Origin of the sequence: Imperialibacter roseus (genome assembly GCF_032999765.1) — a bacterium.
Classification (GTDB): domain Bacteria; phylum Bacteroidota; class Bacteroidia; order Cytophagales; family Cyclobacteriaceae; genus Imperialibacter; species Imperialibacter roseus.
Map to the genome: position 1 here is coordinate 4,536,147 of NZ_CP136051.1, position 26,923 is coordinate 4,563,069.

At 45.9% G+C, this 26,923-nt stretch carries 21 protein-coding genes and 2 tRNA genes; 8 read left to right on the forward strand and 15 right to left on the reverse strand.

The genetic code is table 11. The features are described from left to right. Nucleotides 1-124: 124 nt before the first annotated feature. The 3 genes from RT717_RS19195 to RT717_RS19205 form a co-directional block, all read right to left on the reverse strand. A tRNA-Gly gene (locus RT717_RS19195) sits at nt 125-197 on the reverse strand. 82 nt (nt 198-279) lie between these two features. After that, nucleotides 280-362: transfer RNA gene (locus RT717_RS19200), tRNA-Tyr, on the reverse strand. A 149-nt stretch (nt 363-511) separates the two neighbouring features. Beyond that, nucleotides 512-3,067 carry a M1 family metallopeptidase gene (locus tag RT717_RS19205; RefSeq protein WP_317487975.1) on the reverse strand — a complete coding sequence of 852 codons (2,556 nt, stop codon included), beginning with the start codon at nt 3,065-3,067 and terminating at the stop codon, nt 512-514. A gap of 43 nt (nt 3,068-3,110) precedes the next feature. Here RT717_RS19205 and RT717_RS19210 point away from each other — a divergent pair, with 43 nt between their 5' ends. From RT717_RS19210 to RT717_RS19225, 4 genes are all read left to right on the forward strand, one after another. After that, complete coding sequence (locus RT717_RS19210; RefSeq protein ID WP_317487976.1) at nt 3,111-3,614, forward strand: biotin/lipoyl-containing protein; 504 nt, start codon at nt 3,111-3,113, stop codon at nt 3,612-3,614. A gap of 81 nt (nt 3,615-3,695) precedes the next feature. Further along, nucleotides 3,696-4,400 carry a UMP kinase gene (gene pyrH, locus RT717_RS19215; protein WP_151997924.1) on the forward strand — a complete coding sequence of 235 codons (705 nt, stop codon included), beginning with the start codon at nt 3,696-3,698 and terminating at the stop codon, nt 4,398-4,400. A gap of 11 nt (nt 4,401-4,411) precedes the next feature. After that, entirely contained in the window at nt 4,412-4,975 is a 564-nt protein-coding gene (gene frr, locus RT717_RS19220; protein ID WP_317487977.1) for a ribosome recycling factor, read from the forward strand. Nucleotides 4,976-5,614: 639 nt separating this feature from the next. After that, complete coding sequence (locus tag RT717_RS19225; RefSeq protein WP_317487978.1) at nt 5,615-9,880, forward strand: T9SS type A sorting domain-containing protein; 4,266 nt, start codon at nt 5,615-5,617, stop codon at nt 9,878-9,880. Nucleotides 9,881-10,268: 388 nt separating this feature from the next. Here RT717_RS19225 and nadD read toward each other — a convergent pair whose 3' ends face one another. From nadD to RT717_RS19255, 6 genes are all read right to left on the reverse strand, one after another. Next, nucleotides 10,269-10,841, reverse strand: coding sequence for a nicotinate (nicotinamide) nucleotide adenylyltransferase (nadD, locus tag RT717_RS19230; protein ID WP_317487979.1), 573 nt, complete (start codon nt 10,839-10,841; stop codon nt 10,269-10,271). 61 nt (nt 10,842-10,902) lie between these two features. Then, on the reverse strand, nt 10,903-11,463 hold the full coding sequence (gene gmk / locus RT717_RS19235) for a guanylate kinase (RefSeq protein WP_317487980.1): 561 nt from the start codon (nt 11,461-11,463) through the stop codon (nt 10,903-10,905). Further along, nucleotides 11,463-11,732 carry a zf-HC2 domain-containing protein gene (locus RT717_RS19240; protein WP_317487981.1) on the reverse strand — a complete coding sequence of 90 codons (270 nt, stop codon included), beginning with the start codon at nt 11,730-11,732 and terminating at the stop codon, nt 11,463-11,465. Before RT717_RS19240 ends, gmk begins: the two co-directional genes overlap by 1 nt. Nucleotides 11,733-11,769: 37 nt before the next feature. Then, a complete protein-coding gene (locus RT717_RS19245) occupies nt 11,770-12,348 on the reverse strand; it encodes a sigma-70 family RNA polymerase sigma factor (protein WP_151998053.1) in 579 nt (192 codons plus the stop codon). A gap of 225 nt (nt 12,349-12,573) precedes the next feature. Next, nucleotides 12,574-13,881 (reverse strand): adenosylhomocysteinase, encoded by a 1,308-nt coding sequence (ahcY, locus tag RT717_RS19250; RefSeq protein WP_317487982.1) that lies wholly within the window; start codon nt 13,879-13,881, stop codon nt 12,574-12,576. 85 nt (nt 13,882-13,966) lie between these two features. Beyond that, entirely contained in the window at nt 13,967-14,728 is a 762-nt protein-coding gene (locus tag RT717_RS19255) for a biotin--[acetyl-CoA-carboxylase] ligase (protein ID WP_317487983.1), read from the reverse strand. A 40-nt stretch (nt 14,729-14,768) separates the two neighbouring features. Between RT717_RS19255 and rsfS the strand changes: the two genes are divergently transcribed. From rsfS to RT717_RS19275, 4 genes are all read left to right on the forward strand, one after another. Beyond that, on the forward strand, nt 14,769-15,161 hold the full coding sequence (gene rsfS, locus RT717_RS19260) for a ribosome silencing factor (protein WP_317487984.1): 393 nt from the start codon (nt 14,769-14,771) through the stop codon (nt 15,159-15,161). Nucleotides 15,162-15,229: 68 nt separating this feature from the next. Continuing rightward, nucleotides 15,230-17,326: an ATP-dependent zinc metalloprotease FtsH gene (ftsH, locus tag RT717_RS19265; RefSeq protein WP_317487985.1), complete on the forward strand. Its 2,097-nt coding sequence runs from the start codon at nt 15,230-15,232 to the stop codon at nt 17,324-17,326. A gap of 65 nt (nt 17,327-17,391) precedes the next feature. After that, nucleotides 17,392-18,159 carry a UDP-2,3-diacylglucosamine diphosphatase gene (locus RT717_RS19270; protein ID WP_317487986.1) on the forward strand — a complete coding sequence of 256 codons (768 nt, stop codon included), beginning with the start codon at nt 17,392-17,394 and terminating at the stop codon, nt 18,157-18,159. Next, complete coding sequence (locus RT717_RS19275) at nt 18,113-18,940, forward strand: hypothetical protein (protein WP_317487987.1); 828 nt, start codon at nt 18,113-18,115, stop codon at nt 18,938-18,940. Before RT717_RS19270 ends, RT717_RS19275 begins: the two co-directional genes overlap by 47 nt. 19 nt (nt 18,941-18,959) lie before the next feature. Here RT717_RS19275 and RT717_RS19280 read toward each other — a convergent pair whose 3' ends face one another. From RT717_RS19280 to hutH, 6 genes are all read right to left on the reverse strand, one after another. Next, entirely contained in the window at nt 18,960-20,300 is a 1,341-nt protein-coding gene (locus tag RT717_RS19280) for a TolC family protein (protein WP_317487988.1), read from the reverse strand. A 274-nt stretch (nt 20,301-20,574) separates the two neighbouring features. Continuing rightward, nucleotides 20,575-20,790 carry a hypothetical protein gene (locus RT717_RS19285; RefSeq protein WP_317487989.1) on the reverse strand — a complete coding sequence of 72 codons (216 nt, stop codon included), beginning with the start codon at nt 20,788-20,790 and terminating at the stop codon, nt 20,575-20,577. Nucleotides 20,791-21,246: 456 nt separating this feature from the next. Continuing rightward, nucleotides 21,247-22,221 (reverse strand): formimidoylglutamase, encoded by a 975-nt coding sequence (hutG, locus tag RT717_RS19290; RefSeq protein ID WP_317487990.1) that lies wholly within the window; start codon nt 22,219-22,221, stop codon nt 21,247-21,249. A 129-nt stretch (nt 22,222-22,350) separates the two neighbouring features. Further along, complete coding sequence (hutI, locus tag RT717_RS19295) at nt 22,351-23,577, reverse strand: imidazolonepropionase (protein ID WP_317487991.1); 1,227 nt, start codon at nt 23,575-23,577, stop codon at nt 22,351-22,353. Nucleotides 23,578-23,687: 110 nt separating this feature from the next. Further along, a complete protein-coding gene (gene hutU, locus RT717_RS19300) occupies nt 23,688-25,358 on the reverse strand; it encodes a urocanate hydratase (RefSeq protein ID WP_317487992.1) in 1,671 nt (556 codons plus the stop codon). Next, a complete protein-coding gene (hutH, locus tag RT717_RS19305; protein ID WP_317487993.1) occupies nt 25,336-26,901 on the reverse strand; it encodes a histidine ammonia-lyase in 1,566 nt (521 codons plus the stop codon). The genes hutU and hutH overlap by 23 nt, the downstream gene beginning before the upstream one ends. Between the last annotated feature and the right edge of the window lie 22 nt (nt 26,902-26,923).

The window sequence follows — 26,923 nt, forward strand, 5'->3', positions numbered from 1 at the left end:
TGACCCGCTGAGCTGCTACCTGAACCAGAAATTATCAGCGTCACAGGTATCCTAGCACTACGGTTCATAAATTAAACAAGAACATAAATGATGAATGACTCCACCTCTTATGTTCTTTGTCTAGAGCGGGCGACCAGGTTCGAACCGGCGACCTACAGCTTGGAAGGCTGTCGCTCTACCAACTGAGCTACGCCCGCATAATGTACTAAGTTTGACGTCCCTCGCTCAGAGGGCGTGCAAGTTATACAATTACACGTCCTAAACAAAGAACTTTCGCTGTGGGGGAAAGAGGATTCGAACCTCTGAAGACATAAGTCAGCAGATTTACAGTCTGCCCCAGTTGGCCGCTTTGGTATTCCCCCATATCAAACAAAATGACTAAGAACAACCGTTAAAAAAAGGCCTGTTAAGGGCCTGTTTCTAAAAGGAAGTGCAAAATTATACGCTTTTTGGTTTTATTCAAATAATTGATTTAAAAAGTAGAAAATATTCCTGGCGAACTTCAACTTCTTTAGTTCCCTTCGGCAGCCAGTAAGCTGTTCATAACCGCTTTCGCTCGCTGGTCTTCCTCCTTTGCTGCAATTGAGGCGAGTATCTTCCTGTTTTCGGGGGTTTCTGGAATCACCAGTGTCATCGACTGGAAAGCGGCAATTCGATTATAATATTCGTTGTCGTTCGTAGCAATATACGTAAGCACCTTCGCTGTTGACTCATCCTTGAAGAGATCTGTCAACACGACGTACTCTATATAGTACTGCAGAAACATCCAGCGATCCATGCCATGAAAGCTAAGCAGGTTCTTATTGTACCAGTCAAGATGCCCCTCTTTCACCTGCTGATTGTAGTAACCTGCAATAGGTGCTGCTATATTAAGGTGTGTTAAGCCAAGAAAGTCCCTGAGCCAAATAGGATCTTCCACATAATCCTGAAGTAGCACCTCAAGACCAGCCCCTATTACACTATAAGAAGAATCGGCAAGTGCTTTCATCATCACCTCGTTTATATCGCCCGATTCTGTTTCGCTGTAAGCACTGAATGCTGCTGCCCTCACCAGCGAACGGCTGTCGGTAGTGAGTTTTTGTACAGCCCTTGCAATGTCAGGATTAGTCAGGTGGCCCCGGCCAACCAAATTATCCAGCGTCATCTCTCGCAGGCGTGGGGATACGTCTGCCAAACCGAGCATCGCAGCATTGCCTATCGAAATGGAGTCACCTTCAGAAAAGAGTGTTTCCAGTGCCTCTCTTCGAAGGGCAAAGGAACTTCCATTAGAAAAGGCCATCAGCAACTCCTGGCTTGTTTTGGGCTGATAAATTTCGGCTAGCAAAACCCTTTCCGGGTCAGCCTCCACCAATGTTGGCTCCTTTGACAGCGGCAAAGTCATCGTAATCTCGGGAGCATCGACTAGCAATTCATGGGTTGTGCTGGTGGCTCCTTCCCAAATTTGAATATCCAGAGGGAAAACAAAGAGCCCGATCGAATCGGACACCTGCAATTGGTTGATGTTGATAGTGAGACTATCATTGGCATAGGACGTTGATACCTCCAAAACCGGATGCCCGGGTAGTTCGAACCATTGCTCGAAGAACCATTGCAGGTCTTCTCCTGTCACAGCCTCAAAGGACTTCCGAAGGTCATCAATTTCGACTGACTGATAGGCATTCGCTTTTAAGTAATGGTTGAGTGACGCAAAAAAAGCTTCATCCCCCGTATAGTTGCGAAGCATGTGCAGCACAAGGCCAGCTTTTGAATAACGATGGCTATCAAAAAGGTCGTCAGGGTTTTCGTAGAAATAATTAATAATGGGATCCAACTTACCGCTGCCAACTTCGGCCAGGTAGTTATCCTTTTCGATCCATAAATTATAGTCCGCTTCTTCCTTGCCATACTTGTGTTCGTTCCACAAGTATTCGCTGTAGTTGGCAAAACCCTCGTTGAGTGCCAGGTTAGCCCACGACTCACAGGTGACCAGGTCGCCAAACCACTGGTGAAAGAGCTCATGTGCGATGATGCCGTCCCAATGATCGTCAAGCAGCTCCCTCCTGCTCACCTGAAGGTCTTCCATGAAAACGGATGCCGTTGTATTCTCCATAGCCCCAGACACATAGTCTCTGACGACAATCTGGTCGTACTTGGCCCAGGGATAAGGATAGTCCAGCACCTGAGAAAAGTAAGCAATCATTTCTGGCGTGTTTCCGAAGATGTCCTTGGCATATTTTTCAAAAGCTGGTTCCACATAATAAGATAGCTGGAGTGAATCGGCCCAATCGTCAACCTTCGCAAAGTTGCCAACCGCAATCATGGCCAGGTAAGGCGCATGTGGCTTATCGAGTTTCCAATGGTCTTTCTTAAGGCCGTTTCCCAAATAATCAGAGGATTGAAGCACACCATTGGATAGTGTGGTTAGCGAAGAGTCCACAGTCAGGAATATCTCCTGTGTAAATCTTTCATTAGGTGCATCGATGGTAGGAAACCAGCGGGAATTGAATTGTGTCTCACCTTGCGTCCACAATTGCTTAGGCTTCAGCGTGTCGGCACCAGATGGGTTAACGAAGAACAAGCCCCGGTCGGAGGCTACTGCCTGTCCGGGTTGTGCTGCCCGCTCGTATGGCTTAGCGATGTACTTCATTCTGATTGACAGTGTGTCCGATCTCTTATAGTCCTTTTCCAAATTAATATAAACGGCCTCACCGTCGTAATGGAACTCCAAAGGAACAGCGGCCGAGTGTTCCACTAAATCACAGCCAATGATTTCAAAGCTTTTCGCATCCAGCATCAGTTGGTTCTGAGGATAGAAGTAAGGCCTCAGGGTGATGTCAGCCTGACCGATCACCCATTTGTTTTCCCAATCGAATTCCAGGTCAAGCCGGGTGTGCAGGATATCGAAAAACCTGGGACTGGCGGGTTGGTAGGGCGGCAAATCTATTTCAACAATGGCCTCTTCAGCCCCAGCGGCGTTTGACGAAGCCTGATAGGAAGACCTGCAGCCAACAATTGTTAATAATATACATGCGACTGAGAGCAATGCTGTTCCCGACCCAAGCTTTCCTTCTAAAGTGTTCCTGCCCATATCATCACAAAATATTATGTCGTATTTTGCCAAAAAAGAATTCATGGCGAAGGTACTTATAAAAGGTCAAAAAGAAATCGACGTTGACTACCAAACAAATGGGGAGGTCTACCTGAATGGCGACTTATTTAATCATGAGGTAGTTGAGGTGAAACCAAATCACTATCACGTAATAAAGAGTGGAAAGGCTTTTGAGGTAGAAATAGTTGCCACCGACAAGGCTTCGAAAATGGTTTCGTTGTTGGTAAACGGAAAAAAGGTGGAGGTGACTGTCAAAGACAAGATGGATATTTTACTTGAAAAACTGGGCATCTCAAATACCACTGCAAAAAAAGCCAACGACCTGAAAGCGCCTATGCCCGGGCTTATCCACGAAATAAAAGTGAGGGAGGGCCAGGAGGTTCATCAGGGCGACCCCATCTTGATTCTGGAAGCTATGAAAATGGAAAATGTGCTTAAATCGCCTGGTGACGGAATTATCAAGGCTATCTCTGTTGAAAAAGGGCAAAGCGTTGAAAAAAATCAGGTACTAATTACATTTTCCTAAGGCATAGTCGAAGGCTTTCATTTATATTTGCCTGATTTAACCATTCTTTTACCCCATACAAAAGCACGGAAGACCGGCTCTATGAAATACAAACGAATATTACTAAAACTAAGCGGAGAGGCACTCATGGGTGGTCAGAAATATGGCATTGACCCCGCACAACTTGAACAATATGCCCAGGAAATAAGAAAAGTAAAGGATGAGGGCCTTGAAGTAGCCATTGTTATTGGTGGTGGTAATATCTTCCGTGGCGTGCAATCATCCACTATTGGGATAGACAGGGTTCAGGGCGACTATATGGGGATGCTGGCAACAGTGATTAATGCTATGGCACTGCAAAGCGCACTTGAAGCCCATGGCATGTTTACCCGCCTTATGTCAGGTATAAAAATGGAGCAAGTTTGTGAGCCTTTTATCAGAAGGAGAGCTATCAGGCATCTCGAAAAAGGCAGAATTGTGATTTTTGGCGCTGGCATAGGCAATCCTTACTTCACTACGGACTCCACTGCCAGCCTAAGGGCCATTGAAATTGAAGCCGATGTTGTGCTGAAAGGCACCCGTGTGGATGGTGTGTATTCAGCTGACCCCGAAAAAGATCCAAATGCCACCAGATACGCTCAGATTTCTTTTCAGGAAGTTTATGAAAAGGGATTGAACGTAATGGACATGACCGCCTTTACGCTATGTCAGGAAAACAATCTACCGATTATTGTATTTGATATGAACAAGCCCGGCAACCTCATTAATGTTGTGAAAGGCGAGGAAGTGGGCACTCTGATAAATTAACTTTTTTAAGAATGAATGAGGAGATACAACTATTTCTAGAGGAAGCTAAAGATTTGATGGGCAAAGCCATTGTTCATTTTTCGGCAGAGCTTGCAAAAATAAGGGCTGGAAAAGCAATGCCCAACATGCTTGATGGTATCATGGTCGATTACTATGGTGCCATGACTCCAATACAGCAAGTAGCATCTGTCAATACGCCCGATGCAAGGACACTTGCCATTAAGCCATGGGAAAAAAATATGATTTCGGAAATTGAGAAATCGATCATCAATAGCGACCTGGGCCTAAACCCTCAAAACAACGGGGAAATGGTCATGATCAACGTTCCTCCTCTGACTGAAGAGAGAAGAAAGAACCTCGTCAAACAAGTAAAAGCGGAGGCAGAAACAGCCAAAGTGAGTGTGAGAAACATCAGGAAGGATGCCAACGAATCGATTAGAAAGCTGATGAAAGAAGGGGCTGCTGAAGACGATGTAAAAAGGGCTGAAGATGAAGTTCAAAAACTTACCGATTCGCACTCAGTCAAAATCGACAAGCTGGTAGATGCAAAAGAGGTGGAGATCATGACGGTTTAAACTCCTATACACATTTGAGCCTTCAAGCAATCCTATGTTTCAAATTAGGGTGCTTGCAAAAGATGCGTTTCAATAAGATTTCAGCTATCGTCATAGGATCATCCAGCTGTACCTGGCACCTTCTTCAATCGTATCCTCCGTCGAATTACCCACAGTAGGTTGCAAAATACACCATTAAGCTCAAGCCAATAGGAAGAGGATACTAGCGTACCTCAACACCTTCTATGATTAGGCTAGCTATTTTGTTGAATACTATTTTTTAGGAAATCACACTCCAACAGTTATTGAATAATTCAAGAAGAACGGGAATTTACCCCGTCCGCAGCATCCATTTTGTTTCTGTTAGATGGCAAGTTCAGTTTCATGTCCATCGAGATCGTCAATCTTAGTGGCGTTTGTAAAGGAATATTATATCCTCACAAAGAAAACAGGCCTGCTCGCAAGATTGGTCGCAAACATATCTTCCGGCTATCTAGATTTACTTATTAGCCCTCTCCAGACTCTCAAAAAACGTACTATTTGAAGCACGAGCTATTGTGGAATTGTGCTTGAAACTTACAATGCCTTAGGAATTGAGTAGTCTGTAATATCGAAGAGGTTTCGCTATCGAAGATTTAGAATTATTCTTTTACAACAACTATGAAGAAGCTACTGTTGATTTCGATTGCTCTTTGCTTGTCTACCACGATAAGAGCTCAAATTGCCGAACCAGACAATTCCTACATTACAGGAACAGGCTTCGATAATACCGTGTATGCATCTGGACTTCAAGCAGATGGAAAACTCATTGTTGGAGGTTACTTTACCTCCTATAATGGAACAACTGTCAACCGTATAGCTCGATTAGGAACAGACGGCGTGATTGATCCAGATTTTACTGCAAACATCGGCACTGGGTTAAATGCGGGAGTTTTGGCAATAGCTATTCAGTCAGATGACAAAATTTTGATCGGGGGCTTGTTCAGTTCCTTCGATGGAACCACCCGTTATTCTATTGCCCGCTTAAATGCTGACGGGACACTTGATGGCACTTTCAACTCAACAGGTACAGGGTTGAATGGTACTGTGGCTTCCATAGCAGTTGTAGCGTCGAATGGGAGCATTATTGTTGGGGGCGATTTTTCAAGTTATAACGGTACATCAAGAAAAAGCATCGCCCGCTTGAATGCCGACGGAACTCTAGACGAAACGTTTGACCCAGGCACCGGATTTAATTCCTATGTCAGAAGCATAGCTATTCAATCCGACGAAAAAATAATTGCTGGGGGAGGCTTCACATCCTATAACGGAACAAGCACAAGTAACTTCGTTCGCTTAAATACAAGCGGGGCCTTAGATGGTACATTCTCCGCTGCCGGCTCGGTCACCCAAATCTATGCGGTAGCTGTTCAGGCTGATGGCAAAATACTCGCCGCAGGCAATAGTGGCGGTTTTGGCTTTTTAACGAGAGTAGGGAGCTCCGGTGCAGTTGATGGCACGTTTACTCCCCCTCTTTTTAACTCACTTGTTAAGTCACTGGCCATTCAACCTGACGGCAAGATTTTAGCGGGAGGGTATTTCACCAACGGGCTGATCCGACTTTCTGCTTCAGGTGTCACAGATGTATTTACTGGCGGAAACGGGTTTGAAGGAGGCTCCTATGAAATAAATACCATTACGGTGCAATCTGACGGTAAGGTAATTTCTGGCGGCGCCTTTGTTTCGTATTACGGAGTAGCCAAAAAAAACATAGCCAGGCTTCGAACATGTACAACTGTGTCGATTACCACGCCACCTGCAAGTAAGGCAATTTGTGAAGGAGACAATGCGTCATTCAATGTGATCGCACCTGGCACGGGCTTAACTTTCCAGTGGCAAGTAAACACCAACAACGGCATTGGAATCTACTCAAATGTCACCGACGACGGGGTTTATTCAGGTGCAGCTACTGCAACACTTGCCATTACCGGAGCAACGGCAGGAATGAGTTCATATCTTTACCGGTGTATTGTTCAGGATGCATCATGCCTTACCACCTCAGCGCTGGCATCACTCACAGTAAATGCTTTACAAGTGATAACTGCTGATCCGCTCAACTCTTCAGTCTGTGAGGGTACCAATACTACTTTTAGCGCAACTGTAACGGGTGGGTTCGGCGAATACCAATGGCAGGAAAACCAGGGATCCGGTTTTGCAAATCTGTCAAATGGAGGGATATATTCGGGAGTAACCGGGACAACACTTACCCTCACTGGAGTAACCGCATCGATGAACGGCTTTCAGTATCGTCTGGTGGCTTCGCTTTGTTCACCTCCAGTTTCTTCAGCCTCTGCTACCCTCACTGTAAACCTTAACCCGGTCATTACCCAGCAGCCAGCTAGCGTTTATCAATGCTTTGGAAATGGCAATCTGGAGTTTACTGTAGAAGCGCTGGGAGAAGGCCTCAGCTATCAATGGCAGGGGTATGTGGGGAGCCCCATCTACGCCGACCTTTCAGATGGAGCAAATGCTGGTTCTGCTAATATAGCTTCCGGCACCTATTCAGGAGTTCACACCACGTCTCTTTCAATTGCCGACGCCCCAGCCAACTTTCCTGATTCTTACATATACAAGGTGAAGGTGAAAACTGCGAGTAATTGCGCTATTTACTCTGCTGTGGCTTCAGCGAGAGTTTACAATGAGGTTTCGTTTACTTCTCAACCTTCTGATGTTTCATTATGTGCCTCATTGTCCGGCGAAACAGTATTCAATATAACTACGGGTTTTGGAAGTGCTCCAGTTCCATATCAGTGGCAGATGAATAATGGGTCAGGTTTTGTGAATTTGGAAGATTCTTCTCCTTACTCCGGAGTGCTTACCCGTACACTTCATATAGCCAACAGCGGAATCACCGCTGATATGAGCGGCTACAAATTCAGGTGTTTAGTCGGGGATTGCCAAACCGAACATGCTTCTTTTGAAGCCGAACTTATTGTAGACAGCAGGCCTTCCGTAATATCGCAGTCAGATAATGTAACAGTTTGTCAAAATGAGACGGCCAAGTTTTCTGTGGAAGCAAGCGGGCCTGGAGTCCTATATCGGTGGCAACAAGACACTGGCTTAGGGTTCGTTAACATAGAAGACGACGATACTTTTTTTGGATCCCAAAGTAACGAACTCAGTATTTCAAATGCAGGAGGCAGTTTTAATAGTCGAAATTATCGTTGTGTTTTGAGTACAGAAAAAGGGCTATGTAGTGAAGTAAATGTCGCTCCCCGGAAGTTGTCAGTAGTTCTCCTTCCCAATATCACTAGTCAGCCAGTTGGCAAAACGGTCTGCGAGGGAGCAAGCACAACTCTTTCTTTTTCAGTCGAAAATACCTCTACCACCTACCAGTGGCAGGCAGACGTTGCAGGTGACGGAAATTTTGTCGATTTAACAACCAACGAAACCTACCTAGCCACCAATTCACGCCAGCTTACCATCCAAAACATCCCGGCGGCCTTGAATGGCAACAAATTTCGTTGCAGAATAGGCACCTGTACTCCAGAGTCGTTTACGGATGTCGTCACATTAAAAGTAAATGCTCTCCCAAGTATTATCACGTCAGCAGTAGCACAAACTATTTGCCAGGGAGGCACAGTGGCCTTCGCTGTTGAGGCAGGCGGGTCAGAGTTGAATTATCAGTGGACTGTAAATGGGAGTGCTTTATCAGATGGAGGTATGTACTCTGGAACCAAAACATCGACCCTCACGCTTACGAACGTAACCTCTGCTGTTAACGAGGCTGCATTTGTTTGTTCTGTTTCGAACAGCTGCGCCTCTCCTCTCTTCTCCAATGAAGCGCATCTTACCGTCCAGCCCGCAAGTGTGGCAATAATAAGACATCCTTCCACCGCCCAGGTCTGTTCAGGTGAAGAAGCAACCTTTTCGATAGACGCAGGCACCAATACCGTCGTCTACCAATGGCAGGAAAGCAACGGAACTGATTTCCATGATCTTACAGAAGACGGTAATTATTCCGGTGTTAATACAGCAAATCTTTCGATTTCAAATATTTCGAGCAGCCAAAGTAGCCAAAAATACCGGTGTGTCGTCAGTACTTCTTGCCAAAGCGGCACCTCAAATCAAGCTATTTCCGAATCAGCTGAATTGGTCGTTACCAACCCAATCGTCATCAGCAGTCACCCAATAAATGTCTCCGAATGCGGTGGCACCGATGTAGTTTTTTTTGTAGAAGTTTCTTCAGGTGATGGTTTAACGTATCAATGGCAGGAAGACAGCGGGGAAGGATTTACAGACTTAACCACCACAGGCATCTATTCCAATGTCAATACAGCCAGCCTGACCCTCAGCGGAGTTACAAGCCTCCTGGATGGCCGCAGCTATCGATGCGTTCTTGGAGGGGGCTGTCAGGGTACAATTTCTAACCCTGCTCAACTTCAGATAACGAGTCCTCCTAAGCCGGAAATAACGATAAACGCATCAAATCCGGAAGCGATCATATTGCAAACAGAAGGAGGAGACAGTTATGAATGGTTCAAAAATGGTGTAACAATCACAGGAGCAACTAGTGCAGACCACATAGTAACTGTGGATGGGAGTTATACGGTCAGGATAACAAAAAACGGTTGTTTAAGCGAAATGTCAGAACCCAAGCAGGTAGTAATTACCTCCGTTGAGGGATCTTGGGGCACATCTGGGGTGAAACTGTATCCAAACCCGGTATTTAATACACTTGCCATTCAGTTTGATAGATTCGACAGCAATCAACCTGTCAGTATATCAGTCATTGATATGACCGGAAGAATAATCAAGTCATATATTACTAAAGGCCAGGCAACAATCACAATGGAGGTTGATACCTTACATGAGGGGAAATACTTTGCGGTTGTGAAACAACACAATACGACTACCGTCGTGCGGTTTATAAAACTGAATCAGTAGAAAGCCCGTCAATGTGGGAAGAGGACTTTATTTGGCGGAAAACAATACAGCGCAGGGTTGCACAGCGAATTCTGTCTAAGGTTAGCAGATACTGAGTTGGCTATTCGAAATTTTCATTGTCTGCGTAAATAGCTCAACTCCCAAAAATGTGTCTTGTTAGTCTCTTCAGCTAAATAAAAGCGGATAACTGAAGCAATGTGAACTGAATTTAAGCAATGTGTATTCTGAGTTTCAGAACCACTGCACTCGTAAGAGTAGCCCATATACGAGGCTGCTCTGATTTAACTGGCTCCATTAAATTACAGGCCATACCACTTCAAGAGGATACGACGGGGGCCTAGCGAAAAATACTGTCGGGTTCAACAACTAAGGGAAATAACCTTCCGTTTCACAGATAAAGCTTCTTCCGTTCTATCATTTCATTCACGCTGTCGGGGATCAGGTACTTCACCGACTTGCCCATTTTTATTTGTTTCCGAATGAATGTGGCCGATATGTCCAGTAAAGGAGCATCAACAATTTTCACATTTGGATGATCTTTGAGGCCTGACGGATTCGACTGGGGCCGTGGGTACACGAGCAGCCCGTGGTTCTCTAAAATGACATTAAAATTTTTCCATTTAGGAAAAGAGGCGAGATTGTCCTCCCCTATTATCAGCTTGAATTTATGCTGCGGGAGCTTGTCGGTTAAATATGCCAGGGTATCCACTGTATAGCTGGGTTTGGGCATATGAAACTCGACATCAGTGGCTTTGAAATGATAGTTGTCGTGTATAGCCGCCTGCACCAGGTCAAACCTGTCAAACTCATGCTCCAGGTTGCTTCGCTTCTTCAGTGGGTTCTGAGGGCTGACAACAAACCACACCTCTTCAATTTCGGTATTCTCCAACATAGTGTTGGCAATAATGAGGTGCCCAACATGGATAGGATTGAATGAACCAAAATAGAGACCGATATCCAATAGATTGATGTTTTGTTCCTGGCAGTACCTCGTCACACGCCAGCGAAAGTGATTCGAAAAGCTAAGCTAAAAAATCTTTCACAATTTGGAGCGACATGTCTTTAGCCTTCTGCAGGTCATCATTGAGCACGGTCACATCCAGTCGCTTTTCGAAGGTCATTTCATATTTAGCCTTCTGGAGGCGCTTTTCGAGCGTGTCTACTGTTTCTGTGTCACGCTTTTGAAGTCGTTCCTGAAGGGTGCTTAAATCAGGCACTTTCACAAATACCGCCAGGGCATCGTCTTCAAAGTATTTCTTGAGGTTGAGCGCACCGTGCACCTCCACATCAAAAATAACATCTTTTCCCAAAGCCCATATTCTGTCTATCTCTTCTTTGAGTGTGCCGTAAAAAGATCCGTTGTAGACCTCCTCCCATTCTATAAATTCGTCCCGTTCAATTTTACTCTGAAAATCGCTAAACGAGAGAAAGTAATAGTCTTTTCCATTCACCTCCTGGTTTCGAGGTTTCCTTGTTGTGGCCGAAATAGAAAAGGCAAGGGAAGGGATATGATCTAAAAGATGTTTTACCAGAGTTGTTTTACCAGAACCTGACGGAGCAGTAAAAATAATTGCTTTGCGCATTAACCTTCAGGGGCAAGAGAAACAGAAATTTTCGATTTTATGGCGTTGAGCAAATCTGCAGGGACTTCACGCTTCTCAAGCTTAGTACGCAAGATGTTTCTAATCTCCGCTTCAACTTTGTAGTTTTTTAAACAGGGCAGGCAGCTGTCGAGGTGACTCCGCAAATAATCCTCCTGAGTTGGCGACGCCTCATTATCAAGTAGCAGATGCAAAATTTCAATACATTTCACTGACTCCTTGCAGCCTTCCTTTGCAGAACTTTGTTCCATTCTCTGTCAATTTCAATCACGAAAATTACGAAAAAAATTATTTGTAGCCCATTGTCTGAGCATATGATTTTAGCTTCTCCTTCAGTAGATTTCTGGCTCTGTGCAATCTCGATCTCACGGTACCTATCGGGATGTCGAGAATTTTCGCCATCTCCTCGTAGGTAAAACCTTCCAGGTCACAAAGTATGATTACTGTTCTGAAGTCAACGTCCAGCGCATTCAGCGCATTGGAGACCTCGTCACCAATCATGTTTTGCAGAGCGTCTACTCGCAGGTCGACCGTTATATGTTCATCAACATCATCTGAGTTGTAATAAGTTTCAACTTCCTGATAATCAACTTTGGCAGGCTCCTTACTTTTCTTCCTGAAGTCGTTGATGAAGCTGTTCTTCAAGATTCGGAACAACCACGCCTTGGCGTTGGTTCCTTCCTGAAAGGAATCTATAAATCGAAAAGCTTTAAAATAAGTTTCCTGCACAAGATCCTTTGCCTCATCGTCGTCAAAAGTAAGACGGTAGGCAAAATTGTACATCGAGTCAATATGCGGCAAAAATTCCCCGTTAAAGATTTTCATCTTCTTTGAGTCACTATAGCTGTGCCGCTTTGGCCCTTCCATGGTTTCTGTTACGGTTGTTGACATGTCAATGAATTCAGCAAATTCCTTGCCCAACTGGCGGGCTATTTAGAATCAATCTCTTTTTACATAATACGACAAATCACCCAAGTTTGTTAACCAGCCTAATTTGCGAAATACGGACTGTTTTCACCTACTTTCATTCAAAATAATAAAAAAAGGCCCTTTTGCGGGCCTTTTCTCTGTCATGAAATTATGTCAGTAATTTTAGTAACGGTAATAATCAGGCTTGTATGGGCCTTCAAGAGAAACCCCTATGTATTCGGCCTGATCGGGGCTAAGTGTATCAAGTTCGCAACCAATTTTAGCCAGGTGCAGCCTTGCTACCTTCTCGTCGAGGTGCTTAGGCAATGTGTACACCGCATTTTCGTACTTGTCGGTATTTGTCCAAAGCTCCAATTGCGCCAACACCTGATTGGTAAAGCTATTTGACATTACAAACGATGGGTGACCAGTGGCACAACCAAGGTTCACCAAACGCCCTTCAGCCAAAACAAGTATCTCTGATCCTTCGATATTGTAAAGGTCTACTTGCGGCTTTATTACAACTTTTGTCTGACCGTAGTTGCTGTTTAGCCATGCCATGTCAATTTCATTGTCAAAGTGGCCAATGTTACAAACAATAGCCTTGTCCTTCATGCTTCTGAAGTGCTCTTCTTTGATGATGTCCTTGTTGCCTGTAGCGGTTACGATGATATCAGCTTCTTTAACGGCAGTGGCCATTTTCTTTACTTCGTACCCTTCCATAGCTGCCTGCAAAGCGCAGATAGGGTCGATCTCAGATACGATCACCCTGACACCACAGCTCTTAAGCGACTCGGCGGAACCTTTTCCTACGTCACCAAATCCAGCAACAACAGCCACTTTACCGGCCATCATCACGTCGGTAGCTCTGCGAATGGCATCCACCAACGACTCACGGCAACCATATTTATTGTCAAATTTAGACTTGGTCACAGAGTCGTTCACATTGATCGCAGGCATGGGCAAGGTGCCCTTTTTCATTCTTTCATACAAGCGGTGAACACCTGTGGTAGTTTCCTCAGAAAGACCTTTAATGCCTGGTACCATCTCAGGGTATTTGTCCAGCACCATATTGGTAAGGTCGCCACCATCGTCAAGGATCATATTGAGAGGTTTCCTGTCCTCACCAAAAAATAGTGTCTGCTCGATACACCAGTCAAACTCTTCGGCATTCATGCCTTTCCATGCAAACACGGGAACACCAGCGGCGGCAATAGCAGCGGCGGCATGATCCTGTGTAGAAAAGATATTACAGGAAGACCAGGTAACATCTGCACCCAGTTCAACCAGCGTTTCAATAAGAACGGCTGTTTGAATGGTCATATGCAAACAACCTGCTATACGGGCTCCTTTAAGAGGCTTGGAAACGCCATATTCTTCCCGAAGTGCCATCAAACCAGGCATTTCGGCTTCTGCCAGACGGATTTCTTTCCTGCCCCAATCGGCCAGTGAAATGTCTTTTACTTTGTAATTAAGACTTGTTTCAATCATTTTATGATAATATTGATTTATAAATCGATGCAAAAGTAGCGCATAACTTTTTGTAAGCCAAACGGAAGAAGTTTTTAAGGAGTGACTACTTCCATAAGAACTCTATCTCTTTTAAGTCGTACTCCCTTACGTTCCCGCCTCGCTCGACCTTAAGTTTTCCAAGTTCAGAAACGCCAAGAATTTCGCCCTCAAACGTCCCCTCTTTTTCACGGTATGACCGCCGCTCACCCCATCCAATCATGGACTTCAAATAGTCTGCCTTCAGTTTTTCAGAGGCGCCACCTTTGAGCTGAAGATATATAGACTCAATATTCCGGGACAGCTTCTCCAGCACAAGCTCCTTGTCCAGGTCGTTTCCCACTTCAAGCGCCATTGAGGTTGCTTTCTCTGAGGTAAATACCAGTTGATTCACATTTAAGCCTACTCCCACAACTGAAGTTTCGATCATGCTTCCTTTCAGCGTGCTTTCAATCAGGATGCCGGTAATTTTCTTGTTGCCTGCATATATATCATTAGGCCATTTGACTTTTACATTCTCAAGCCCAAATTCGCTTAGCGTCTTTTTAACTGCGATTGATACAATGATGTTTAAAAAAAACTGCTGTGAAGGCTTTAAGAAAGTGGGCTTCAGCACCACCGACATCATGATGTTTTTACCTGGCTCCGACTCCCAGGAGTTGCCTCTTTGGCCCCGGCCTGCCAATTGCTCGTCGGCTATCACAACTGCACCTTCGTTGACATGCTCTATTTCGGCCAATTGTGTAGCTATCGAGTTGGTTGAGTGACATTTTGGCAGGTAAACCACCTTTTTGCCGATAAAGAGATTTTTGGAGAAAATTTTGTGCAATCTTTTTTCGTAGTTTTGTAGACAAAGTAAAATGTTTTGAATGACAGTAAAAAAGGGCAAAATGCCAGTTGAACCTAAAACGGTTGAACTCAATGATTTGGTGGTGCAGGGAATGGCAGAAAAGAAAGCCCACGACATAGTAGTTTTGGATCTGAGAAATGTGAAAAATGCTGTAGCTGATTATTTCATTATCTGTTCTGGCAACTCGGACACTCAAATAGATGCCATTTGTGATTCTGTAGAAGAATTCGTTTTTAAAGCTTCAAAACAGTCCCCCTGGAAAAAAGAAGGCAAGCAAAACAAAGAGTGGATCCTTTTGGATTACATAGATGTGGTAGCTCACATATTCAAAAAAGATAAGCGTGATTTCTATTCGCTGGAAGAGCTTTGGGGAGATGCAGTGATCACTCCGGTGGAAAGCTCATCCATTTAAGGAACATTAGCGATAGAAAAGCGTTTTATCAATCTGTACAATAGATTTAGATTTAGAAAGATTAAAGAATGGCAAATCAAGATAGACCGAGGAAAAACCTAATTCCAAAGCCTCCGCAGAGACCCAATTATCAAATTTGGGTGATTCTAACGCTTCTGGCGGTAGTGCTGGGAATTACTTATTTCAACAACAGCTCTTCATCAGTAACTATTTCGCAAAAAAGGTTCGAGCAAATGCTGCTCAGCAATGATGTGAAAGGGGTGGTGCTTTTAAGAACGCAAAACCTTGTTGAAGTAACATTAAAAGAAGAAGCACTCAATAACAGTAAGTACAAAGTAGAGTTGGAGCAGAGAAATCCTTTCTCACTCAGCCAGGGGCCACATTACAAATTCAAGATCATTTCGGCCGACAACTTCGATGAGAAGTTTAGGGAGATTGAGAAAGGCTTGCCTGACAACCAGAGAATTGAGTACAAAATCGAGGAAGGATCTGACATCACCAACATTTTCTTTAATTGGGGTTTCTTGTTCCTGATCCTGTTCGGTTTCTGGTTCTTGATGCGCCGGATGACCGGTGGCGGCGGACCTGGCGGACAGATATTCAATATTGGAAAATCAAGAGCAGCATTGTTTGATGCAGAAAACAAGGTAAAGATCACATTCGTGGATGTGGCAGGACTTGACGAGGCCAAAGAAGAGGTAAAAGAAATTGTAGACTTTCTTAAGAATCCAGCCAAGTTTACTAAGCTGGGTGGTAAAATACCAAAGGGAGCTTTGCTTGTAGGCCCTCCCGGCACTGGTAAAACACTTTTGGCGAAAGCGGTAGCTGGTGAAGCTGCTGTGCCTTTCTTCTCACTTTCGGGTTCTGACTTTGTTGAAATGTTTGTTGGTGTAGGTGCTGCAAGGGTACGTGACCTGTTTAAGCAAGCGAAAGAGAAAGCACCATGTATAGTGTTCATAGACGAGATTGACGCTATTGGTCGCTCAAGGGGCAGAGGCCAGGTGCCTGGCTCCAACGATGAAAGAGAGAATACGCTGAACTCGCTGCTGGTTGAAATGGATGGCTTTGCTACGGACTCAGGTGTTATCATCCTGGCGGCTACTAACCGCCCTGACGTGCTTGACAGCGCTTTACTGCGCCCGGGCAGGTTTGACCGTCAAATTAGTATTGACAAGCCAGATGTAATTGGCAGAGAGGCTATTTTCAAAGTGCATTTGAAGCCTATTAAGATGTCGAAAGACGTGGACGTGAAAAAACTGGCTGCACAAACCCCAGGCTTTGCCGGTGCTGAAATTGCCAACGTGTGTAACGAGGCCGCACTTATCGCAGCCAGAAGAGACAAAGAAGCCGTTGACATGCAAGACTTTCAGGATGCCATTGACAGAGTGATTGGTGGTTTGGAGAAAAAGACAAAAATCATTTCGCCGGAAGAAAAGAAAATTGTTGCCTACCATGAAGCTGGTCATGCAGTGGCCGGCTGGTTCCTTGAGCACGCCGATCCGTTGGTGAAAGTATCCATCGTTCCCCGTGGTATTGCGGCGCTTGGGTATGCGCAGTATCTGCCGAAAGAGCAGTTCCTGTACCAAACTGAGCAGTTGCTTGATGAGATGAGTATGGCTTTGGGTGGTCGTGCCGCTGAGGAGATTATTTTTGGTAAGATATCAACCGGGGCGCTGAGCGATTTGGAGAGGGTAACCAAGATGGCTTACAGCATCGTAACGATCTATGGTATGAATGACAAAATTGGCAACGTGTCGTTCTATGATTCAAAGCAGTCGGAATATGCCTTCAACAAGCCCTATTCGGAATCAACCGCTGAAACTATAGACTCTGAAGTGAGAAACATTATTTCTACTGCTTATGAGCGTACGAAGAAGATGCTGACTCATCACAAAAAGGAGCTTGAGGTTATCGCTAAAGAACTTCTGGAGAAGGAAATCATTTTTCAGAATGATTTGGAAAGGCTGATAGGTAAACGCCCTTTTGAAAAGCAAACCACCTACCAGGCATTTACCAACAATAACGCCAACGGAGAGGGAGTAGAAGCAGTAGTCGAAGGCGAAGAAAAAACCGATGATGAAGTTGAAGCTTTGAAAAAGTCGGTAGCAGAGGAAGTTACAAATGAGGAAACCTCAGACGTAGTTGAGGATACAACCAAAAAGTGATCTTCTTTAAATAATATTTGATTCAAAGATCAGGTTAACGCCTGATCTTTTTATTTTGTACCCATATGCAGTTTGACAACGGTACCCTCCCGGACGGGAAATTGATCTATTTCGCCAGTGATTTTCACCTTGGAGCCCCCAACCAAACAAAGAGCCGGGAAAGGGAGAACAAAGTGGTGGAATGGCTGGGAAGTATCGAAGACTCTGCCGCCGCCATCTTTCTTGTTGGCGATATTTTTGATTTCTGGTTTGAGTACAACCATGTGATCCCCAAAGGCTTTGCCCGGTTTCAGGGAAAAATTGCTGAACTGGTCGATAAAGACATTCCTGTCATCTTTTTCTCAGGCAACCACGATATGTGGATGGCCAGCTACTTTACTGAAGAGTTTGGAATACCCGTGTACCATGAAAACAAGCGCTACGTCGTCAATGGTGTAAAGCTGCTGGTGGGGCACGGCGATGGCCTTGGGCCCGGCGACTATCGATATAAATTTCTTAAGAAGATTTTCAGGAACAAGCTTTGCCAATGGGCATTCAAATGGCTGCACCCCAATGTGGGAATGGCCATCGCTCACAAATGGTCGAGCAACAGCAGGATCAGCAACCTGAGGTATGACGAGGCCTTTCTGGGGGATGACGAGTGGCTTTGGACATATTGCAAAGAAGCTGAAGCCAAAGAGCACCACGACTTCTATATTTTCGGGCACAGACACCTGCCCCTTGACCTGGAAGTTGGGAAGAGCAGCAGATACATTAACTTAGGAGAGTGGATCAACCACTGTACTTATGCGGTATTTGACGGAAAAAAAGTTGCGCTCAAAAGGTTTGAATAAGGCAGTTGTCCTATGTCTGGCCCTACTCGAGTCTGTTTTGGTGTGCCAGGCCCAGCTAGTGATTGAAAAAAATGTGCCTGGGTCAGTTGTCACGGCTCAGTCGGTTGACAGGCGAGGCGACTTCTATCTTGCATTCAAGAACGGTACGGTTGCCAAATACGACACCACGGGCAGGCAGATTGTGAACTACTCTCCGAGAAGGCTGGGGCAGGTCACGCTGATTGATCCCTGGAATCCGCTAAAGACTTTTCTGTTTTACGAAGAATTTCAATCTATCGTCATACTCGACAGGTTCATGTCGCCTACTACTGAGTATGACCTCACTGGCAAGTCTCAGAGCTTTATACGGCTCGCCTGCCCCTCGCAGGATAACTCGTTCTGGCTGATCGACGAGTCGTACAACGGCTTGATTAAATTTGACCCTATTGATCAAAAAATTCAGTCGAAAATCCCTTTCAACGCATCAATACCCGTTGATGGTAAGATTCTTTTCATCAGGGAATATCAGAACGTGCTGTTTGCTTCTCTGGACAGCGGGGGCATTGTTTATTTTGACAACCTCGGAAATTATCAGGGCATCATCGACAGCCCGTCCTGCGACTTCTTTTGCTTTTCGAAGAATCAGCTCTACCTGACAAGTAACGACAGTGTTTTTATCCAGGATCTATACAGTAGCGAGAAAAACGAAATCAGTTTACCTGACACGTATTTGCATGTCCTGCTGATTGGTCATCGTGTGGTTGGGACAAAAAAAGAAGGAGGCTTTGACCTCCTTCGTTGATATCAGTTATACAGATGTACTACTCTGTAGTGGATGACATTCCTCTGAACAGATCGAGAATTTTATTCCTAAATGCAATACTATACTTGGCATTAATAAGTGTAATCTCGGCATTGTTCTTATTATTCAGACTTTCAAGGTATGTATAGAAATCTGTCGCACCAGTGTCGAATCGGGTTTGAACAAAATTGAATGTCTGCTCCTGTGCTTCGAAGTTTTCCAAAGCAGATTCATAGGAGGTAATGGATGAAACTAAATCCAGATAGTCCCTCTGAATTCTATTTGTTATATCCAAAATTGCCTGCTTGTAATTCAATTCAGCGTTAAACATTCCCACCTTTGCCTGCGCAACCTGGTTTTTAACCAAAAAGTTGTTGAAAATTGGCACACTTATCTGGAATCCGTAGTAATTGTTTGTAAACGTCTTGTACTGAGAGAACAACTCTCCATCATTGTTGGTTGAGTATCGAGTGCCGATTCCGGCTCCAATACCAACGGAAGGATAGTAACTGGTGCGGCTCACCTTCAAGGCATTTTTTGCCGCTTGCATGGTATAAAAAGAGCTCTTGACATTGTAAGAGTTCTCTAAAACTTCCGCCATTACCTGCTGAAATGGTTCCACCTGAGTATCCTCCGCAGAAACCTGCACTTCGATATCCTGAAGCACATAGTTCTCAGGATCATTTAGTTGTAACGTTTGAATCAGCGCTAGAAAATCACTTTTGTACTGGTTTTCGAGGCCCACAAGCGTTAGCTTCTGGTTTGCAACCTGGGATCTGAAGTTGTACACATTCTCCAAACTGGCTACACCGACAAATTCACGCTTCTCTTCACGTTCAAGCTGCGATTGAAGCAGTTCAAGCCTGCGTTCGGAGTTTTTGATATTTTCTCTATCAAGTGAAACGTTCAGAAACCTTAGCAAGACATTCGCCCTGACAATTAATTCAGAGTACCTAAGTGCGTAAACTGACGACTCCAACTCATTCTCCCTTCTATGCAACAAATGATGATTATAGAAAGCGCTAAACAAGTTCATATTAGAGCTTAAAGTAGGGCTTGACTGCTCAAAAGTTGTCGTTACGAACTGGCCGGAGTTATTGTCAAAGTTAGTTCCATTAGAAACAGTATAGCCAATAGAGCCATTAAGATTCGGGAGAAAATTCATCACTGCTTGCCGCTTGTTTGACGTGGCTGCAATTACGTTGTTTTGCGCTCTCTTCAAATCTATGTTATTCTGAAGCGCCAGCTCCATAGCCCTTTCTAGAGTGAGAACTTCGGGTTCGGCTTGCGAAAAGGCCGGGCTCACCAATATTGAAAACAAGAGCACAAACAGAAGGTGCCACACATTCACTTTTCTCATTATAAACATATCCATTTTTTCAAGTCCATCTCCTATTTACCAATGAATATGCCATTTATTTAAATATTTGATTATCAATCAGTTAAAGTTCGTGTTTTTGAAGAAATGTGTACGAATACCGTACAGTTGTGTTCAGATTTGAACCTGAGAAATACAAAAGACAGTTCCAGATGTTGGGTATCGATCGTGCTGGAGTGAAAAGCACTCATAAAAAAAAGGCCGCCTTTTGGGCAGCCTCTTCATTAATCAGGGTGTAATTTAAGTAGAAAAGGTATTATCCTAGTCTCTTTGAGTAGATGTAGTTGATCTTTTCTTCTACCATCTCAGTTACTTCCTCTTTGCTAAGCTTTGATTTTTTGCTCAACTGCTCAACAAACTCATCCATTGTAATGTCCTGAAGGTTCAGGTCACTCATTTCTATGTTAGCGAAAGTATCTTTCAATTCGTTTTCAAGATCTGCTACAACTGTGTGATTAAGGTGTCGTTCCATATCAATCATTATTGGGGTTAATTCCTATTTCCTCTCAATTATAAGCAGAAGGATTATAATTTCATATAACGGCCTGTTAGTCAGTAATTTACAAATGAGTCCTCTTTAGGTTCTTTTTTAATCCAAAAAAAGAGGATTTGCAGAAATGAATGTTTTAGAGGGTTGAAATAAACCCGAGTAGATTAGCACGGGAATAAATCCTGAGGATGGCAAGGCTCAAAAACAGCTTAAAAAAAACTTTCATCGGACGTAAAAAAAAATCATTTCTTCGGAGAAATTGAAAATTCCCTCAGTTTGGGGGATTACAAACCTCGAAAGCCTGACCATCTTGCTCTCGGTTTTCGATTGATTGTGACCTTCCCTCAACACACACTTAGGTAGTAGAATCCTCTTCACAGTGTTAGGGAAGGTTCTTTTTTTAAGCCACAAAGACTCAAAGGCACGAAGAAGCGCTTGCTACTTTGTAGGTTTTAGTTCGCTCATGATTCGAAATACGAGGTTTGCCGCTAGTTTCGCTGTTCTATTGTCCTGATCAAAGGCTGGGTTCATTTCTGCAATATCGCAGGTAAGCACTTTGCCTGTGCCCATAATGATGCGCAGTAGCTCGGCTACCTGCTGTGGTGCCAGCCCCATTACAGCCGGAGCACTGACACCCGGAGCAAATGCGCCATCCATTACGTCGAGGCATATGGTGAGGTAAATATGATCGAGGGGCTTCGTGAATTTATGGATCACCTTTTCTATTTCGGCCGTAGAAAGCTGAAAGAGCGTTCCTGCTTCCAGGTATTTTACTTTCTTGCGGTGGGCAGTCTTGTAAAGGGCAGTGGTATTGCCGGACGGCTGAATGCCGAGGCACATATAGTCGAACGGCTTTCCTTCCTGGGCAAGGAAATTAGCTATTTGCAAAAATGGCGTCCCCGAGGTGGGTGCATGCGGGTCGTTTCGCAGATCGAAATGTGCATCGAGATTGATGATACCGATCTTCTTATCCGGACAATGGGCAAAAGCCCCAAGAAAATGTCCGTAGGCGATTTCATGTCCACCTCCCAGCAAAATAGGGAAATAGCCGGTATCTAGCAGTGTCGCCACTTTTTGTCCTAATAGCCTCTGAACCGTTTCCAGGTTGGCATTGGGGCAAAGCACATCGCCGGCATCGAAAAGGGAAACAGATGATTGGCCGTGCCAGGGTAAATTGGCTGCCATTTTCCTGATAACATATGGCCCTTCAGAGGCTCCTCTCCTACCAAAGTTTTTTCTTACTCCTTCGTCGGAACAAAAGCCTAGCAGCGCAAATTTCCTTTCACCCGCAGCCGAAGCAATAGGTCTTGACAGATCGAGCATTTGAATGACATGGTGCCAGCGGGCGCCATCCGGCCCATCATATTTATCAGTTCTTCCTCGCCAAATGTTTCTGTCAGGTGATCTGTACATGCCTTTAAATCAGAAAGCCAATCGTTTTGTTTATGTGGAGCGAAGTTAAAAGATTTAATGAAGGCTCCGATAGTGAATATTGTTGGGTGTTAAACCTACTGAGCAAATGACAGTTTATTCGCCCACTTTTTATTCAACCAGCCGCCCATTTTTCCATACGGCCACTGGTTTCATTTTACCCTGGTGATATAGCACCTCCCGGTAGTCCGTTGTTTCAAAAGCAATAAAATCTGCCAAATTGCCGGACATCAGGCTTCCTCGGTCGTCCAGGTCAAGGGCTTTCGCTGCCCGGAAGGTGATGCCTGCCCAGGTTTCGGCCATGGAAAGCTTCTGCGAAGCTCCCAACACCGCCGCCTGCATCAGCAAATCACCCATAGGAGCACTGCCTGGGTTCCAGTCGGTGGCGATGGCAAGACAGCCCCCGTAGTCGAGCAATTTTCTGGCTGAAGCAAATGGCAGGCCCAAACCCATGGAAGCACCCGGCAATACGACGCCAACGGTGTTGCTCCCAGCCAGGTGCTTGATATCGGTATCGGTGGAAGCTTCGAGGTGGTCAGCGCTGAGAGCGCCGATGTCTGCTGCCAGCTTGCTACCGCCGGAACTGAACTGGTCGGCGTGCACAGTGAGGTGAAAACCCAATTCTTTGGCTTGTGTTAGGTACTTTCGGCTAAGCGCCACATCAAAAGCACCGTCTTCCACAAAAATATCTACCCTATTGGAAAGACCCTCCTGTTTTACCTGAGGCAATAGGTTGTTGACCAGAAAATCGAGGTATTCGTCAGCCTGGTCGAATTCACCCGGCTTGACATGGGCCGCCAGACAAGTGGGGATAAGGTCGAGCAAATATTCCTTTGACGTGCGGCTGATGGCTTCCAACATCTTAAGCTCGTCGGCCAGGTTAAGGCCATAACCACTTTTCACTTCAATGGTTGTCACACCTTCTGTGATGTGCCGTGTGGCCCGCCCGGCTACCAGCCTCTCTAATTCTGCCAGAGTAGCCGCTCTCGTCTTTTGCACAGTGTCGTGGATACCACCGCCGCCTTTGAGTATCTCCTGATAGCCTGCACCACCCACCTTCAGCTGGTAGTCTTTTGCCCGAGAGCCCGCAAAGCAGATATGGGTGTGGCAGTCGATGAGCCCGGGAAAGGCCACATAGTCACCTTCCATTTCAAAAACATTCTTGCGCTTTTTCGTTCCTTCTTCGAAGTCAACTATCTCGACAATACGATCGCCGTGGAGCACAATACCTGCGTTCGGTACCACCTGAAGCTGATCGTCCGTTATTGGGCCCTTTGTTGGCAGGTTGGCCAGGGTGACGACTTGTTTGAACGGGCCGGTGAGTTGGGGGGTATGCATTTTTTTTTGATATATGTCTTTGGAGCGATGGGTTTAAACCCATCGCTATGATATGTCGCCCCTACAGGGCTGGCCTTTTCTGCTAAATTTACATTTTAGTATAATACAAACTAAAATTTCAAATGATGGGTGGCGGCGACGTTGCTGGCGAGTTCGTAGCCGGCGTCCATGTGGCGGAAAACGCCCATGGCCGGATCGTTGAAAAGCACACGACGAAGGCATTTTTCCGCTCTTTCGGTACCATCGGCCAGCACCACCATGCCGGCGTGCTGAGAATAGCCCATGCCAACACCTCCCCCGTGGTGGAAAGAAACCCACGTGGCACCGCCTGCTGTATTGCCCATGAGGTTAAGCAATGGCCAATCGGACACCGCATCGGAGCCGTCGAGCATGCCTTCCGTTTCCCTGTTGGGTGATGCTACAGAACCACAGTCGAGATGGTCACGACCAATGACGATCGGAGCTTTTACTTTGCCTGTTTTCACCAGGTCGTTAAAGATCAGCCCGGCCTTTTCCCGCTCTCCCATGCCCAGCCAGCAAATACGGCAGGGCAGCCCCTGAAAGGCTATTTTCTCTCTGGCTTGCTGCAACCAGTTGATGAGGTGGGCATTTTCCGGAAAAGCTTCCATCAAAGCCTTGTCGGTGGTGTAAATATCTTCGGCGTCGCCAGAAAGGGCAGCCCAACGGAAAGGGCCTTTGCCTTCACAAAACAACGGGCGGATATAAGCAGGCACAAACCCGGGGAAATCAAAAGCGTTGGCCTCACCTCCCTGCCTTGCAAATTCCCGGAGGTTATTGCCGTAGTCAAATACTTTGGCACCCCTTTTCTTAATTTCGAGCATAAAGCCAACATGGCGGGCCATGCTTTTCAATGACCGCTCCTTGTATTTCACCGGATTTTTCATTCGAAGAATTTCCGCATCGGTCAGCGACAGCCCATTGGGCACATAGCCGAAAACAGGGTCGTGCGCAGATGTCTGATCGGTGAGTACATCGGGCGTAATATTGTCTTTCAAAAGCCTTTCCAGCACGTCGCCAATATCTCCCACTAAGCCGACCGAGATGCTTTCCTTCCTTTCCCTGGCTTCCAGCACCCATTTCACCGCTTCGTCATAGGAGTCGGTCATTTTATCAATGTAGCGGGTGTGCAGGCGCTTCTTTATTCTTTCGGGATCGATATCGACACCCAGGAAAGTAGCCCCTGCCATGGTCGCTGCCAACGGTTGAGCACCTCCCATGCCACCAAGGCCCCCGGAAACCAGCAGTTTCCCCTTGAGGCCGCCACCAAAATGCTGCTTGCCACATTCCACAAAGGTTTCGTAGGTTCCCTGAAGGATGCCCTGAGAACCTATGTAAATCCAGCTACCAGCTGTCATCTGGCCATACATCATCAGGCCCCGCTCCTTCAGTTCCTGAAAATGCTCCCAGTTGGCCCAGGCCGGCACCAAATTGGAGTTGGCAATCAGCACTCTTGGTGCTTCGGGATGTGTCCGAAGCACGCCGACTGGCTTTCCAGATTGAATGAGTAAACTGTGCTCGTCATCCAACTGCAGGAGCATCTCAATGATTTTTCTGGCCGCTTCCACATTTCTGGCTGCCTGACCAGTGCCGCCGTACACCACCAACTCTGCCGGATTTTCAGCCACTTCAGCGTCGAGGTTGTTGAGGAACATGCGCAATGGCGCTTCAGTCTGCCACGACCGGGCATTCAGTGTTGAGCCTGTGGGCGCTTTGTAGCTTGGGTGGCTAGCGTAAGTATTAAGAAAGGCTGAAAGATTCATACAGGTCTCCTTTTAAGTTGATATTGTTTGATTGAGCAACCTCAAGTGCGGCACTGGTGAGTTCCCCGGATGCAACTATCTCCCTTGCTACAGCGATGTCATCGCCAAATATTCTGTCCTCCTCTGCGTGGTCTATTTTTTGTCGCACCAGCTCGTGACAGGCGTCCAGGATCACCCCCGACTTCATCGGCTTGCGGTAGTCGAAAGCTTGTGCGGCACATACCAACTCTACGGCCAAAATATTTTCGAGGTTATCCAGCACGGTGTTCAGTTTTCGGCCGCTGATGGAGCCCATACTCACATGGTCCTCCTGACCGAGTGACGTAGGAATGCTGTCGGCGCTGGCAGGGAAGCAAAGGCTTTTGTTTTCGCTCACCAGGGCAGCGGAGGTGTACTGGGGAATCATGAAACCGGAATTGATGCCGGTATTGCGCATAAGGAGCTTCGGCAGACCTTCGACATCCCCTTCTAATAATTGATACGTACGTCTGTCTGAAATGCTGCCAATTTCAGCAGCAGCCAACGTTGCGTAATCTAGCGGCATGGCCAGCAACTGTCCATGGAAGTTGCCTCCGCTGATGGTTTTTTCAGCACTAAAGATCACGGGATTGTCGGTCACACTGTTGATTTCTATTTCGGTCAGCTCTTTGAGATGAAGCCATGCATTGCGGGAAGCGCCATGCACCTGTGGCATACAGCGGAAACTGTAAGGATCCTGCACCCTGCCACAGTTGGCATGTGAAGCGACCATTTCAGAATTTTTGAGCATTATTCTGAGCCTGTGCGCTACATGCATTGACCCCTGGAAGGCCCGCAATTGATGCAGTGCCGGATCGAACGGGCTGGCAGAACCGAGCACTCCTTCGAGGCTCATGGCACCAATGATGTCAGCCGTTTCAAGCAGGTTGTGTAGTCTGTACAACCCCAGAACGGCGAACGAGGCAATGAACTGCGTGCCATTAATCAGCGCCAGCCCCTCCTTTGCGCCAAGCTCAATAGGCTTGATGCCCTCTTTTTGGAATATCGCTTCAGTTTCGACCCAGTTGTTTCCGTCCCACACCTTTCCGAGCCCGATTAAAGGAAGGAACATGTGAGCCAAGGGTGCCAAATCACCGGACGCACCTACTGAGCCTTGCGACGGAACGTAGGGTAAGTATCCGGTTGTGAGGTGCCAGATCATGCGTTCCAACACTTCGGTAGAAATGCCGGAATAGCCCTGACTCAGGGACTGTAGCTTGGTAATGAGCATCAGCCGGACAATGTCCAAAGGAACAGGAGCCCCTACCCCCACACTGTGGCTGCGCAGGATATTGTCCTGCAGTTTTCGAGTGTCGCCAGCGGCTATCTGGGTATTGCACAAAGGCCCAAAACCGGTATTTATGCCATATACAACCTTATTGCTTTCTACAATTTGGTCAACATAACTTCGGCTCTGTTCAATTTTTTCTCTGGCGGCTCTGGCGATCTCAACACCGACTTCCTGTTGGCAAACCCTCATGAGAAGACCGACAGACAGCCGGTCCTCTCCAGGGTGAAAATTCACTGACGTGGGCATAATTTGGGTT